Raw genomic sequence first — 14,900 nt, forward strand, 5'->3', positions numbered from 1 at the left:
AAGTTTTCTTTATAGGGGTTTACAACTTAAAAAGCTATCGGGTTCGATAGCTTTTTAAGTTGTGTATTTGGAAAGTGTAGTAATGTTAGAGATCTAGCATGTTTAATTATGTAATGGATTTTTATTTTCGTCTAATGTAAAGCCTTCACCAACTACATCGTGTACATCACTTACTGCAACAAATGCATGAGGATCTACTGAAGTAATAATATTCTTTAGTTTTACGATTTCATTTTTTGCCACAACACAATAAAGTACGTTTCGCTCAATCTTTGTATAAGAGCCAACTGCTTTTAAAAAGGTTGCCCCGCGCTCCATCTCGGATAAAATCTTGGCAGCAATTTCGTCGTTTTTATCTGAAATAATGGTTGCTCCTTTTGCTGCATATGCTCCTTCTTGCATAAAGTCAATGACTTTTGCTCCGATAAAGACCGCAACTAACGTATACATGCCCTCGCGATAAGATAGATATGTAAGAATGGAGATGACAATGACAACAGCGTCAAACATAAACATTGTTTTTCCCATGCTCCAGCCAACATATTTATGAGCTAATCGAGCAATAATATCGACGCCACCCGTTGTTCCACCGTATTTGAATATAATTCCGAGACCAATCCCAATAAATGCTCCAGCGAACAGGGCTGCTAATGTCATATCATTTTGCAAATTTAAATGTAAATTTAATGATTCGTAGCGCTGAAAAATCCATAGAAATAAGGAGACGCTAAATGTTCCGATTAATGTGTATAAGAAAGTTGTTCGGCCGAGTAATTTCCAACCGACAAAAAAGAGAGGGATGTTTAAGATTAAGTTTGTATAAGATGGATCAAGCGAAAAGAGAAAATAAAGCAATAACGTAATTCCTGTAAAGCCACCTTCTGCTAAGTGATTTTCAATATTAATATTTACGATGCCAAAAGAGAAGATAGCGGAACCAATCAAAATAAATATAATGTTTCGAATCTTTAAGTTGGTTTTCATGTAGCAAGCCCCCTAATATGTAATTGTTACTTCGCTCCGTTGAAATAGCTAATGACGAAGAAAAACGATAAGAATAGTAAGTCATTTATATGATTGTAATTGGTAAGAGGTAACCTTTTACAAGAAGAACATTTGCAAAAGAAAGTTTCACTTTACCCCGCACTAACGGTTGGTAAGGAGTAAGGCGAGAAGAAAAGACTAACCAACCGTAAGAGCCCGATTGGTTCAACTAATCTTTTGCAAGAAGAACATTTGTAAAAGAAAGTTTCACTTTATTATAGTCTATCCAAAAATACGTGGCAAATAGGGACGAAAGAGGAATAATATTTGTCAAATCGCCATGAATTGGCTAACATGAAAGAGGAAGGATTAGAGGTGAACAACATGGAACAAAAAACGATGAAAGATATGCAGAAAGAAGTAGATGCATATATTAGTCAATTTAAAGAAGGTTATTTCAGTCCGCTTGCAATGATGGCTCGTTTGACAGAAGAAATGGGTGAACTTGCAAGGGAAGTGAACCACTATTACGGTGAGAAGCCGAAGAAAACGACTGAAAAAGAACGAACAATTGAAGAAGAACTTGGAGATGTATTATTTGTTATGATCTGCATGGCAAATAGCTTACATATTGATTTAGAAACAGCACATAACATTGTAATGGATAAATTTAATACACGTGATAAAGATCGCTGGACACGTATTGAAGAGGGAGAGAAAGAATAATGAAAGATATTAAAGTGATTATTGCTGGACCAAGAGGACGTATGGGACACGAAGCGGTACTTCTAATGGAAAGAACACCACATTTTCAATTAGTAGCAGCAGTTGATTATAAGCATGGTGGTGAAATGATTTCAAATCTTCCTGGAATGCCTACATTACATGCACCAATCTATGCGGATTTACATACTTGTTTAAATGAAGTAGAAGCGGATGTATTGCTAGATTTAACGACACCAGAAGTCGGCAAAGAACATGTTACACTCGCTGTTGAACATGGTCTTCGTTCCGTTATTGGTACGACAGGGTTTACAGAAGAAGAACTTCAGCATTTAACAGACACTGCGAAAGAAAAACAGGTAGGTACTATTATTGCTCCAAACTTTGCAATTGGTGCAATACTTATGATGAAGTTTTCTCAAATGGCAGCGAAATATTTCCAAGATGTTGAAGTGATTGAACTACATCATGATCAAAAATTAGATGCACCATCAGGTACAGCTGTAAAAACGGTAGATTTAATTCGTCAAAATCGTGAACCAAAACAACAAGGTCATCCAAATGAAACAGAACAATTAAAAGGAGCACGTGGTGCAAATGTAGATGGTATTCATATTCATAGCGTGCGTTTACCAGGGCTTATTGCGCATCAAGAAGTATTGTTTGGCGGAGACGGACAAATGTTAACAGTTCGTCATGATTCATTCAACAGAGCATCATTTATGTCTGGAGTAAAATTAGCTATTGAAACAGTAATGAATCTTGACCATCTTGTATATGGATTAGAGAAGATCATCGATTAAAGGGGGGAAGACGGATGAAGATTGCCTTAATTGCACATGACAAAAAGAAAGATGATATAGTTTCGTTTGCATACGCATATAAACCAATTTTTGAACAACATGAACTTTTTGCTACGGGAACAACAGGCCTTCGCATTATGGAAGCGACAGGACTTACAGTCACAAGATATCAATCTGGTCCTCTTGGCGGCGATCAAGAAATTGGTGCAATGATTGCAAAAAACGATTTAGACATGGTGATTTTCTTTCGGGACCCGCTAACAGCACAACCACATGAGCCAGATGTAAATGCATTGCTTCGTTTATGTGATGTGTATGCGATTCCGCTTGCAACGAATATGGCAAGTGCTGAGATGTTAATGCATGCATTAGAACGAGGAGATTTAGACTACCGAAAGTTACGAAAATGAGGGAACAAATTATGAGAGGATTACATATATTAGCGTTTGGTGCCCATGCCGATGATGTTGAAATCGGCATGGCTGGCACTATTGCCAAATATACAAAACAAGGATATGAAGTTGGCATTTGTGATTTGACAGAAGCCGATTTATCCTCAAATGGGACGGTTGAACTAAGAAAAGAAGAAGCACAAGAAGCCGCTCGTATCATGGGAGTGACAGAGCGAATCAATTTAGCAATGCCAGACCGCGGTCTGTATATGAAAGAAGAATATATAAGAGAAATCGTAAAAATTATTCGGACATATAAGCCAACGCTTATTTTTGCACCATACTATGAAGATCGCCACCCAGACCATGCGAATTGTGCGAAACTCGTGGAAGAAGCTGTGTTTTCAGCAGGTGTTCGTAAATATATGCCAGAAATGTCACCACATCGCGTACAATCTTTTTATTATTATATGATTAATGGTTTTCATAAACCGAATTTCTGCATTGATATTAGCGAACATCTTTCTGAAAAGATAGCCGCGTTAGAAGCCTATGAAAGCCAATTTACAGCAGGAAGTGATGGTGTGAAGACACCTTTAACAGAAGGTTATGTCGAAACAGTAATCGCTCGTGAGAAAATGTTTGGAAAAGAAGTTGGAGTTATGTATGCTGAAGGATTTATGAGTAAAAAGCCAGTTTTATTACATGCTGATTTAATAGGGGGATGTAAATGAAATTGAAAATAGGTATAACATGTTATCCTTCTGTTGGTGGTTCTGGGGTTGTAGGAACTGAATTAGGAAAACAATTGGCTGAACGAGGTCATGAAATTCACTTCATTACCTCTGGAGTTCCATTCCGATTAAATAAAGTATATCCAAACATTTATTTTCATGAAGTAACGGTAAATCAATATTCTGTCTTTCAATATCCACCTTACGATTTAGCATTAGCAAGTAAAATGGCAGAGGTTGCACAGAGAGAAAACTTGGATGTTTTACATGTACACTATGCAATACCACATGCAATTTGTGCATACTTAGCAAAGCAAATGATTGGAGACGATATTAAAATCGTTACGACGTTACATGGAACTGATATTACTGTACTTGGTTCAGATCCTTCTCTAAATAATTTAATACGGTTTGGTATTGAGCAATCTGATGTTGTTACAGCTGTATCCCACTCGTTAATTCAAGAAACACATGAGCTTGTAAAGCCAAATAAAGAAATTCAGACTGTATATAATTTTATTGATGAGCGTGTCTATTTTAAGAGAGATATGTCCCAACTAAAAAAAGAGTATGGCATACGTGAAGATGAAAAGGTATTAATTCATATTTCGAATTTTCGCAAGGTCAAGCGTGCACAAGATGTTGTCCAGTCATTTGCTAAAATTGTAAAAGAAGTGGCAGCGAAATTATTACTTGTTGGTGATGGGCCAGAATTTTGTACAATTTTACAGTTGGTGAAAAGCTTACATATTGAAGAACATGTTTTGTTTTTAGGAAAACAGGATAATGTTGCTGAGCTTCTTGCAATGAGCGATTTAATGTTGCTTTTATCAGAAAAAGAAAGCTTTGGCCTCGTTTTACTAGAAGCAATGGCGTGTGGTGTGCCATGTATTGGTACGCGTGTTGGAGGTATTCCAGAAGTTATTCAACATGGTGAAACGGGATATATATGTGAAGTTGGAGATATCAAAGGTATAGCTAAGCAAGCGATACAATTGCTTAAAAACGACGATCTCCATCAAAATATGGCACAGCGCGCCATAGAAGCTGTATATGAGCAATTTCGTTCAGAAAATATTGTTTCACAATATGAGGCAATTTATTATGACATACTAAGGGATGACAAAAATGAAACGATTTAAACAAGCTGGAGCAATTATTGAGACATTGAAACAACATGGGCATGAAGCATATTTTGTTGGGGGAAGTGTGCGTGATTTTATTATCAATAGACCAATTGGTGATATTGATATCGCAACATCAGCTCTTCCAGAAGAAGTGATGCATTTATTCCCAAGACATGTCCCTGTTGGGCTTGAACATGGTACGGTTATTGTTGTTCAAGAAGGTATTCCGTATGAAGTGACAACATTTCGAACGGAGAGTGATTATGAAGATTTTCGCAGACCAAGTAGTGTTCAGTTTGTTCGTTCATTAGAAGAAGATTTAAAACGACGAGATTTTACTATGAATGCGATTGCGATGAATGAAGAAGGAAACATCATTGATTTGTTTGCGGGGCAAGAGGCAATTCGTAAACAAGAAATTGCAACAGTAGGGAATGCTGCGGATCGCTTTCAAGAAGATGCACTACGTATGATGCGGGGTATTCGCTTTGTTAGTACTTTAGGATTCTTTTTAGAGGAACAAACGAAACGTGCGATTGAGGAGTATGGGCATTTACTGGAACATATAGCGATTGAAAGAATTACAGTTGAGTTTGAAAAGCTGTTGACGGGTAAATATTGTGTAAATGGGCTTCAACAACTAGTAGAGACGAAACTAGTTACGCATTTACCATATTTACAAATGTCAGAAGAAAGAATTTTAAAAGCTATGCAATATAACTGGGGTTTTTTTGAAACCGATATCGAGGCGTGGGCATTTTTCTTATATTGTATTGGTGAAGAACATCCATCAGTTTTCTTACGTCAATGGAAATTTTCAAACAAAAAAATAAAAGATATTGTAGCTGTTATATTAGCAATCCGCTCTAGAAAAACAAAGTCTTGGGATGCAGTTTTTCTATACAAGACAGGTTTGCATACTGCTTTAATGGCGGAAAGAGTATATCAAGCTATTATAAAAAAATATGATATATTTTCTGTAAATCAGGTACAGTCATTATTTGATTCATTATCCATTCATAATCGTCAGGAAATGAAAGTAAGCGGTAATGATTTGTTAGGTTGGACAGAAAAAACGCCAGGACCATGGGTGGCAGAAGTGTTGCAAAGAATCGAAGAAGAAATTTTACAAGAACGATTAGAAAATGAGAAAGAGAAAATAAGGGAGTGGCTACAAGGATGCAATCTACTATAAGAAAACAATTGCTGCAGATTTTTTCTGCAGCAGATGGCGAGTTTGTATCTGGTCAAACAATTAGTGACAAGCTGGGCTGCTCAAGAACCGCTGTTTGGAAACATATGGAGGATCTTCGGAGCGAAGGATATGAACTAGAAGCTGTGCGCCGTCTAGGATATCGGATTGCTAGTAAGCCAGATAAAGTAACAGCGAATGAAATTCAATTAGGCTTACAGACAGAATTTATAGGGAGAACTGTTTATTTTAAAGAATCTGTAGAGTCTACGCAGCATATTGCAGCAAAACTTGCTTATGAAGGGGCGGCGGAGGGAACAATTGTCGTTGCGGAAGAGCAAACAGCAGGACGCGGCCGTTTGAGTAGAAAATGGCACTCACCAAAAGGGACAGGGATTTGGATGAGTATTATTTTACGTCCAGCTATTCCCGTTCATCATGCTCCTCAGCTTACTTTATTAGCAGCTGTTAGTGTAGCACAAGCAATTGAGAAATGTACAAGTGTGAATGTGGGAATTAAATGGCCCAATGATATTTTAATTGAAGGAAAAAAAGCTGTCGGTATTTTAACAGAGATGCAGGCTGACCCAGATAAGATTAATGCTGTTATTATGGGAATTGGAATTAATGCAAATCAAGGGCAAGAACATTTTGCAGATGAGATTAAAGAAATTGCAACATCTTTAGCAATTGAATCAGGAAAACCAATTGTGCGAGCAGAGCTTATGCAACAGATCTTTTTACAAATGGAAAAGTTATATCAAGAATATGTGAAAAATGGTTTTTCGGTTATTAAACTTCTTTGGGAAAGTTATGCAATAAGTATTGGAAAAGAAATTACGGCCCGAACGATGAAAGATACGATTACAGGTGTAGCAAAAGGAATTACAGCGGATGGTGTACTTATGTTAGAAGATGATAAAGGTCAACTTCATCATATTCATTCTGCTGATATAGAAATTAAGTAGAGAGAAGTTCCTGCTTGGGAGCTTCTTTTTATTTGTACATTGGATGACAGTAAGAATAGAATTGTTTATTGTTATATTCGTTGCTATTCTTGAAATTTCACATACTGTAATAGGAATAGAAAATTATTTTTTCAAAAAAATGTAGCAATTTTATTTCTTAGTTTGCTATAATTAGTTCGAATATGGGCAGTATCTGAGTGAACTGCACCATTATTTCAAGCAATGAAGAAAAATAATTTGGATTCTGCCTTGATCCAACAACGGACTGGGACAGAGGGATGAATTTTGCCGACTAACACAACCCATCTGCCCTTTTTTGGTCAGATGGGTTTTTTATATGATTTCGGCCATCTCCTCTCTCCTGAATAAAGGAGGAGTAGTTTTTGAAAACGACAACAGATTTTTTAAAAATGAAAGAGAACGGTGAGCCGATTACGATGCTTACTGCGTATGATTATCCATCTGCAAAGCTCTCAGAAGAAGCTGAAGTTGATATGATTTTAGTAGGGGATTCCCTTGGAATGGTTGTACTTGGATACGATTCTACCATTCCAGTAACGGTAGATGATATGATTCATCATACGAAAGCAGTGCGCCGCGGAGCAAAGGAAACTTTTATTGTAACGGATATGCCCTTTATGTCTTACCATGTATCTTTGCAAGAAACGATGCATAATGCGCGCCGCATCGTGCAAGAGAGCGGAGCACATGCAGTGAAAGTAGAAGGAGCGGATGAGGTAGTATCAATCATTCGCTTCTTAACGAATGCAGGAATTCCTGTTGTATCCCATCTTGGTTTAACACCCCAATCTGTAGGTGTATTAGGTGGCTATAAAGTGCAAGGAAAAGATGCTGAAAGTGCAAAGAAATTGTTAGAAGATGCTAAGAAATGTGAAGAGGCTGGTGCAATGGCAATCGTTTTAGAATGCGTACCAATGCAACTAGCAGAGCTTGTATCACAGCAGCTGACGATTCCTACAATAGGTATTGGTGCAGGTAGTAAAGTAGATGGTCAAGTACTTGTTTATCATGATCTCATTTCGTATGGAGTGGAGCGTGTTCCGAAATTTGTGAAACAATATACATCAGTTCAAGAAGAAATTGTACGCGGAATTGCGCAATATGTTGCTGAAGTAAAAGCAGGACAATTTCCAGAAGAACAACATTCATTCACAATGAAAGAGGAAGAATGTGTAGCATTATACGGAGGGAAACAGTGATGAAAATTGTAACAACAGTGCAAGAGATGCAGCAAATTGCTAGTGAAATTCGTGCAAGTGGTAAAGATAGCGGTTTTGTTCCAACGATGGGATATTTACACGAAGGGCATGCAACTTTATTACGTCAAGCAAGGGAAGAAAATGAAGTTGTTATTTTAAGCGTATTTGTAAACCCATTACAATTTGGACCAAATGAAGATTTAGATCGCTATCCTCGGGATATCGAGAGAGATGAGAAAGTAGCAAAAGAAGCCGGGGTGGATTATTTATTTTATCCGAGCGTAGAAGAAATGTATCCTGCAGAACAGACAACAAAGGTTGCAGTTATAAAGCGTACAGACGTATTATGTGGTAAGCAAAGACCGATTCATTTTGCAGGTGTTGCGACTGTATTGATGAAACTATTTAATATTACAATGCCAAAGCGTGCCTACTTCGGTATGAAAGATGCACAGCAAGTCGCTGTTATCCAAGGATTTGTACGTGATTTCAATATTCCAATCACAATTGTACCTGTTGATATCGTTAGGGAAGAGGACGGATTAGCAAGAAGTTCTCGTAATGTATATTTATCAGAAAAAGAACGTGAGGAAGCACCACATTTATATCAAAGCTTATGTATAGCGAAAAAACGAATTGAAGCTGGAGAGCGTAATCCACAAATCATTACATGTCTTGTGAAAGAATATATTGAGGAAAATACACAAGGTATCGTCGATTATGCAGATCTATATGCGTACCCAACTTTGACGGAAGTTGAAACAATTGGTGGGCGTATTATTCTTGCAATTGCAGTGAAGTTTGATAATGCACGTTTAATTGACAATATTACATTAACGGTTGAATAAGGGGGAGTCATCTATGTTTCGCACAATGATGAGAGCGAAGTTACATCGCGCGACTGTAACAGAAGCAAATTTAAATTATGTAGGTAGTATTACAATTGATGAAGATTTAATGGACGCAGTGGAGATTGTAGAAAATGAAAAAGTACAAATTGTAAATAATAACAATGGAGCTCGCTTAGAGACGTATGTAATTAAAGGAGAACGTGGTAGCGGTGTTGTTTGTTTAAATGGTGCAGCTGCAAGACTTGTACAACCTGAAGATAAAGTTATTATTATTTGTTACGGTCTCGTAGCGACAGAAGATGTAGATAAACAAGTACCAAAAATTGCGGTGTTAGATGATAACAATCAAATTGTTGAAATGTTAGGTGCTGAAAAAGCAGGTACGATTTTATAAAATGAAAAGCTATCTCATATGAGGTAGCTTTTCATTTTATCTTGCTATCACGGCAGTAAGACATCTACCTCAAGATTCAGAGAGGCGCGCAAATAGGTGAGTGAGGATAATAGCATGTAAAATCCCGCAGATGGAAGCTTACTTTATGTAAATACACGTAAAAAAACGGTTCGGAAAAATTATTCATTAATAAAGAAGATTAAAGATTTTTTTGAAACTATATACTTGAATGAATAGAAAGAGTCCTTTTTTCAACACCAGGCTCTTCTATTTTTTGTCCATCTTTTCATTAAGATGATATAAAACGTGGTATAGTAACAATATATGAATTTTTGTTGTTTGAAAGGGTAAGAAATTGAGGTGTTACATATGAGTAAGCGTTATGTCGTTGTCGATTTAGAGACGACAGGGAACTCCTGGAAAGATGGGAAGGACAGAATTACACAAATTGCAGCTGTTGTAGTAGAAGATGGAGAGATATTGGAAATCTTTTCGTCTTTTGTTAACCCGAAGAGAGAGATTCCTCCATTTATTACAGAATTAACAGGGATTGATGAAAATCTCGTGAAACAAGCCCCGCTATTTTGCGATGTAGCGCCGATGGTAGCCGAACTATTACAGGGTGCTTATTTTGTTGCACATAACGTTCACTTTGATTGGAATTTTTTGAAGGAAGAATTAAAACAGGCTGGATATGGAGAAGTAAACTGTCCAAAAATTGATACGGTTGAATTGGCACAAATTTTATTGCCGACAGCTGATAGCTATAAATTGCGTGATTTAGCAAAAAAACATGAATTGGAACATGATCAACCGCATCGTGCGGATAGTGATGCTCTTGTGACAGCGGAATTATTTTTACAATTTCTAAATCAATTAGAAAAACTACCGCTTGTCACATTACAATCTTTATATGAACTAAGCGATGTATTCCAAAGTGATATAGCGAATATCATTTCAGAAAATATTTTAAATAAAGTGATGCTTGGTACAGAAGATGCAAAGGAATATGAAGTATATCGAAATATTGCGCTTCGAAAACGAAATTATTCATTAGAAATCGGTGATGATTGTTTATCTAAGTTTGATGCTTTTTTACACAAGTCAATGGGACAACTTGAGCTAAAGATGCCAAATTTTGAACAAAGAGAAAGTCAGCAGCGAATGATGAAGGAAATATATACAGCATTAAGAGATTCTCGTTTTTCATTAATTGAAGCAGGAACAGGTACAGGGAAGACACTTGCTTATTTACTTCCAAGTATTTATTTTGCAAAGAGAAGAGAAGAGTCAGTTGTTATTAGTACGCAAACGGTACAACTGCAACAACAAATGATTGAAAATGAAATTCCTTTATTACAAAGTATAGTACCATTTCCATTCGAAGTGGCTCTTTTAAAAGGAAGAAAACATTATCTTTGCTTACATAAATTTGAATATGCATTGCAAGAAGAAGAGAAAAACTATGATGCTGCGCTTACGAAAGCAAAAGTATTAGTATGGTTATTGCAAACGGAGACTGGTGATCGTGACGAGCTTAATATTCCAGAAGGCGGGAAGTTACTGTGGGATCGCATTTGTAGTGATACGTACAGTCCGGGCGGCATGCAAAGCAACTGGTTTAGTCGCTGCTTTTATCAACGAGCAAAAAATAAAGCGTTATTTGCAGATATTGTTATTACAAATCACGCTTTACTATTTCAAGATTTTGTTAGTGAAGATCCACTTTTGGCATCTTGTGAACATATTATTTTTGATGAAGCTCATCACATCGAAGAAACAGCGACTAGGACACTTGGAGAGCAGTTTTCATGCATGTACTTTCAATTAATCTTATCACGCTTTGGTACGTTAGAGACGGACGATGTGCTATCAAAGGTATATGAATTGATGAAAAAATCTCATCATTCGTCACGCTCAGCTTTTCGAATGGTGAGTCATAGGTTAAAGGAAATTAAATTCGATGCTGATGAATTATTTCAAATGTTACGTACATTTATATTTCAGCAAACAAAGCAAGAACAAGGGGCAAATAATATGCCGCTTATTTATCGATATAACGCGGACCAAGAGGATGGAAAGCTATGGAGAAGTATAGCTGAGTTAACAAATCGCTTCGTATATGAATTGAGAAAAATACTTACTGCGCTAGAGCAACAAGCGGACTTATTACAAAGTAAAATCGAATGGGAGATGCATGTTGTTACAGGCGAGTTTATGCATTTAATTGAATTATTGCGTAAAATGGTCGACTCATTGCAGCTGCTTATATTAGAAAAAACAGAGTATGTGACATGGATGGAAACGGAAACGAAAGGTACAATTCATTCCACTGTGTTATATGCACAACCTGTCCATATAGGAGAAAGGTTTGCGGATGAGTTCTTAACAAAAAAGCGAAGCGTTATTTTTACTTCGGCGACTTTAACTGTTAATAATACATTCGATTATATACAGGAACAACTTGGATTATATGACTTTGCACCAGACACATTAACAGTTCCATCGCCGTTTCATTATGAGGAACAAGTAAAGCTAATGGTTTCTACTGATGTTCCTCTTATTAAGCAAGTAAGCGAGGATGTGTATATAAGAGAAGTATCACATCATATTATGAAGATTGCTAAAGCGACAAATGGAAGAATGCTTGTTTTGTTTACATCCTATGAAATGCTAAAGGAAACATATACAAATTTAAAACAAGCGGATGAATTAGAAGACTTTGTATTACTAACACAAAGTGTTCATAATCGTAGCCGAAGTCGTTTAGTTCGGAAATTTCAAGAGTTCGACAAAGCAATTTTGTTAGGAACAAGTAGTTTTTGGGAAGGGATTGATATTCCTGGAGATGCATTAAGCTATCTTGTTATTGTTCGGTTACCATTTACACCGCCTCATCAGCCAATGATGGAAGCCAAAAGTGAATGGTTGAAAAATAAAGGAGACGACGTATTTACGAAACTGGCACTTCCGCAAGCAATTCTTCGTTTTAAGCAAGGGTTTGGACGATTAATTCGTACAATGACGGATACTGGAACGGTGTTTGTTTTAGATCGTCGTTTAACCAACTCTTTCTACGGAAAAAGATTTATGCAATCTATTCCAAATGTTCCTCTTTATGAAGGGTCGTTAGAAGAACTGTTAGATCACTTAGAAGAATAAAGCGGATAAAGTGAAACTGTAATCACTGAGGGTTCCTTCATTTCTCACTGATTCTTGGTCTTCGCCAATCGTTTTTTGACGGGTAGTATATCCTACCTCACTTTTGTTGTTTTTTAGATAACTTTGAGGTAGGTGGAATTACTATCGGTAAATAGCTAAAGGAATAACAGTAAGTGAAAAAATATGCCTGAAGTACGACGTACTTCAGGCATGAAATGTGGGTAGGAGGAAATTTATTTTTTCTTACTTCTTGTATACAAATGTTTCGGTTTTCAATTTGAAACCTTTTTTTGCTGAACATGTCCTGCTATAATAGATGGGTGATGAAGCAGGGGTTGTAAAGAATGTACTCTTATTGTAACCGTATTGCGTTCTTCTATAATTAGAAATTTTTGTGTAACGGAGGAGTTTTCATGGAGAAGAAAATCGAAGTGCTATCAACGACGCGTATTAAATATTCGTCTGACTTATATAAAATTGTTGATAGTTTGAATCGCACTTTAAAAGAGCAGGACCTCATGTTCGGATTGGCATTAGACGAAAACGAAAAAGAAACAGCAGTATTTACGATATACAGAACGTAGTGATGCAATGAAGAAGTGGATCTTTGCCATCATTATCGTTATCGTTGCCATTGGATTATATGGGGTGCATGTTTATAATGCGACAATGGAAAAGAAAATTCCGAAAGAGTCAAAAGTTGTAGAAATTGCAAAAGAAAAAGCAAAGCTTACGAAAGTAAAAACGGTTGATTATTATAACGGGAAATCTTCATATGCAGTCGTACAAGGTGTAGATGAAAAAGGAGAACAAATCATTGTTTGGGTACCTGAGAAAAAAGGGAATGTTCTAGTACGTAAAAAGAACGAGGGCATTTCTGAAAAGAAAGCTTTACAAATTGTGGCTGGGGAACGTAAGCCCAAAGAATTGGTAAAGGCAAAATTAGGTGCTGAAAACGATGTTCCGTTGTGGGAAATTACATATATTGATCAAGAAGGTCGTTATACGTATTATTATCTAGAATTTCAAGATGGGAAATATGCTGGATATTACAGCATTGAAAAATAGATGCAGGGGGAAACCACAAATGAAATTAGCAAAGCGAGTAGCTGCTTTAACACCGTCTTCAACTTTAGAAATTACAGCAAAGGCACAAGCATTGAAAGCTGAAGGCCATGATGTAATTGGATTAGGAGCAGGAGAACCTGACTTTAATACGCCAGAGCATATTATGGATGCTGCACATAAAGCAATGTTAGAAGGACATACGAAATATACACCAACTGGTGGATTAGCAACATTAAAACAAGAAATTGCGAAGAAATTTACTCGTGATCAAGGATTAGCGTATGATCCAACTGAGATTATCGTATGTAATGGAGCAAAACATGCACTTTATACACTATTTCAAGTGCTACTTGACGAAGGGGACGAAGTTATCATTCCGACTCCTTATTGGGTAAGTTATCCAGAACAAGTAAAGCTTGCTGGTGGTAAGCCAGTTTATGTAGAAGGACTAGAAGATAATCAGTACAAAATTAAGCCAGAGCAGCTACGTGAGGCAATTACAGAGAAGACGAAAGCTGTTATTATAAATTCACCGAGCAATCCGACAGGGATGATTTACAGCAAAGAAGAATTACAGCAGCTTGGAGAAGTATGTTTAGAGCACGACATTTTAATTGTTTCTGATGAGATTTATGAGAAATTGGTTTATGGCGGCGTGGAATATACTTCAATTGCCCAGCTTTCTAATGCATTAAAAGAACAAACACTTATTATTAATGGTGTATCTAAATCGCATTCCATGACAGGATGGCGTATTGGCTATGCAGCGGGAAATAAGCAGCTTATTAAAGCGATGACGAACTTAGCGAGTCATAGTACGTCAAACCCTACTTCAATCGCTCAATACGGCGCAATTGCTGCGTATGCTGGGTCGAAAGAGCCTGTGGAAATGATGCGTCAAGCATTCGAAGAACGATTAAACATTATTTATGATAAATTAATTCAAATTCCTGGTTTCACTTGTATTAAACCACAAGGTGCATTTTATTTATTCCCGAACGTAAAAGAGGCTGTAGCGTTAGCTGGATATGAAACCGTTGATGAGTGGGCAAAAGCATTGTTAGAAGAAGAGAAAGTAGCTCTTGTTCCAGGAACAGGGTTCGGTGCACCAAACAATGTTCGTTTATCCTATGCGACATCTCTTGAACAATTAGAGAAAGCGTTAGAGCGAATTAATACGTTTATGAGAAGTAAAGTACAGGCTTAAAAGGCTAATTACTTTCATTTTTACCACATAAGTTACTTTGAACAAATGAAGATGACCTCCCTATCTATAGGGAGG

15 protein-coding genes are annotated in these 14,900 nt (G+C 36.9%); 14 read left to right on the forward strand and 1 reads right to left on the reverse strand.

Going from position 1 to position 14,900, the window contains the following annotated elements:
• Nucleotides 1-102: 102 nt before the first annotated feature.
• Nucleotides 103-984 carry a YitT family protein gene (locus BPMYX0001_RS07075; RefSeq protein ID WP_016114108.1) on the reverse strand — a complete coding sequence of 294 codons (882 nt, stop codon included), beginning with the start codon at nucleotides 982-984 and terminating at the stop codon, nucleotides 103-105.
• A gap of 384 nt (nucleotides 985-1,368) precedes the next feature.
• Between BPMYX0001_RS07075 and BPMYX0001_RS07080 the strand changes: the two genes are divergently transcribed.
• The 14 genes from BPMYX0001_RS07080 to aspB all read left to right on the forward strand — a co-directional run bounded on the left by BPMYX0001_RS07080 (nucleotide 1,369) and on the right by aspB (nucleotide 14,825).
• Nucleotides 1,369-1,710 carry a nucleotide pyrophosphohydrolase gene (locus BPMYX0001_RS07080; RefSeq protein ID WP_044880798.1) on the forward strand — a complete coding sequence of 114 codons (342 nt, stop codon included), beginning with the start codon at nucleotides 1,369-1,371 and terminating at the stop codon, nucleotides 1,708-1,710.
• Nucleotides 1,710-2,510 (forward strand): 4-hydroxy-tetrahydrodipicolinate reductase, encoded by an 801-nt coding sequence (gene dapB / locus BPMYX0001_RS07085; protein ID WP_006094307.1) that lies wholly within the window; start codon nucleotides 1,710-1,712, stop codon nucleotides 2,508-2,510. The genes BPMYX0001_RS07080 and dapB overlap by 1 nt, the downstream gene beginning before the upstream one ends.
• 14 nt (nucleotides 2,511-2,524) lie before the next feature.
• Nucleotides 2,525-2,920 carry a methylglyoxal synthase gene (mgsA, locus tag BPMYX0001_RS07090; RefSeq protein ID WP_006094308.1) on the forward strand — a complete coding sequence of 132 codons (396 nt, stop codon included), beginning with the start codon at nucleotides 2,525-2,527 and terminating at the stop codon, nucleotides 2,918-2,920.
• An 11-nt stretch (nucleotides 2,921-2,931) separates the two neighbouring features.
• Nucleotides 2,932-3,636 carry a bacillithiol biosynthesis deacetylase BshB1 gene (gene bshB1, locus BPMYX0001_RS07095; protein ID WP_006094309.1) on the forward strand — a complete coding sequence of 235 codons (705 nt, stop codon included), beginning with the start codon at nucleotides 2,932-2,934 and terminating at the stop codon, nucleotides 3,634-3,636.
• Nucleotides 3,633-4,778, forward strand: coding sequence for an N-acetyl-alpha-D-glucosaminyl L-malate synthase BshA (bshA, locus tag BPMYX0001_RS07100; RefSeq protein WP_033798770.1), 1,146 nt, complete (start codon nucleotides 3,633-3,635; stop codon nucleotides 4,776-4,778). Before bshB1 ends, bshA begins: the two co-directional genes overlap by 4 nt.
• On the forward strand, nucleotides 4,765-5,958 hold the full coding sequence (locus BPMYX0001_RS07105; protein ID WP_018764289.1) for a CCA tRNA nucleotidyltransferase: 1,194 nt from the start codon (nucleotides 4,765-4,767) through the stop codon (nucleotides 5,956-5,958). Before bshA ends, BPMYX0001_RS07105 begins: the two co-directional genes overlap by 14 nt.
• Entirely contained in the window at nucleotides 5,943-6,923 is a 981-nt protein-coding gene (locus tag BPMYX0001_RS07110) for a biotin--[acetyl-CoA-carboxylase] ligase (protein ID WP_033796006.1), read from the forward strand. Before BPMYX0001_RS07105 ends, BPMYX0001_RS07110 begins: the two co-directional genes overlap by 16 nt.
• Before the next feature lie 383 nt (nucleotides 6,924-7,306).
• Nucleotides 7,307-8,143 (forward strand): 3-methyl-2-oxobutanoate hydroxymethyltransferase, encoded by an 837-nt coding sequence (gene panB / locus BPMYX0001_RS07115; RefSeq protein WP_006094312.1) that lies wholly within the window; start codon nucleotides 7,307-7,309, stop codon nucleotides 8,141-8,143.
• A complete protein-coding gene (gene panC, locus BPMYX0001_RS07120) occupies nucleotides 8,143-8,991 on the forward strand; it encodes a pantoate--beta-alanine ligase (RefSeq protein WP_006094313.1) in 849 nt (282 codons plus the stop codon). The genes panB and panC overlap by 1 nt, the downstream gene beginning before the upstream one ends.
• Nucleotides 8,992-9,004: 13 nt before the next feature.
• On the forward strand, nucleotides 9,005-9,388 hold the full coding sequence (panD, locus tag BPMYX0001_RS07125) for an aspartate 1-decarboxylase (protein WP_006094314.1): 384 nt from the start codon (nucleotides 9,005-9,007) through the stop codon (nucleotides 9,386-9,388).
• A 369-nt stretch (nucleotides 9,389-9,757) separates the two neighbouring features.
• On the forward strand, nucleotides 9,758-12,550 hold the full coding sequence (dinG, locus tag BPMYX0001_RS07130) for an ATP-dependent DNA helicase DinG (protein ID WP_006094315.1): 2,793 nt from the start codon (nucleotides 9,758-9,760) through the stop codon (nucleotides 12,548-12,550).
• A 413-nt stretch (nucleotides 12,551-12,963) separates the two neighbouring features.
• Nucleotides 12,964-13,134 (forward strand): YpmA family protein, encoded by a 171-nt coding sequence (locus tag BPMYX0001_RS30400; RefSeq protein WP_000412180.1) that lies wholly within the window; start codon nucleotides 12,964-12,966, stop codon nucleotides 13,132-13,134.
• A 7-nt stretch (nucleotides 13,135-13,141) separates the two neighbouring features.
• Nucleotides 13,142-13,618, forward strand: coding sequence for a cell wall elongation regulator TseB-like domain-containing protein (locus BPMYX0001_RS07135; protein WP_003206481.1), 477 nt, complete (start codon nucleotides 13,142-13,144; stop codon nucleotides 13,616-13,618).
• Nucleotides 13,619-13,637: 19 nt separating this feature from the next.
• Nucleotides 13,638-14,825 (forward strand): aspartate transaminase AspB, encoded by a 1,188-nt coding sequence (gene aspB, locus BPMYX0001_RS07140; protein WP_006094316.1) that lies wholly within the window; start codon nucleotides 13,638-13,640, stop codon nucleotides 14,823-14,825.
• Nucleotides 14,826-14,900 lie beyond the last annotated feature (75 nt).

Source organism: Bacillus pseudomycoides DSM 12442 (assembly GCF_000161455.1).
GTDB classification, from domain to species: Bacteria; Bacillota; Bacilli; order Bacillales; family Bacillaceae_G; genus Bacillus_A; species Bacillus_A pseudomycoides.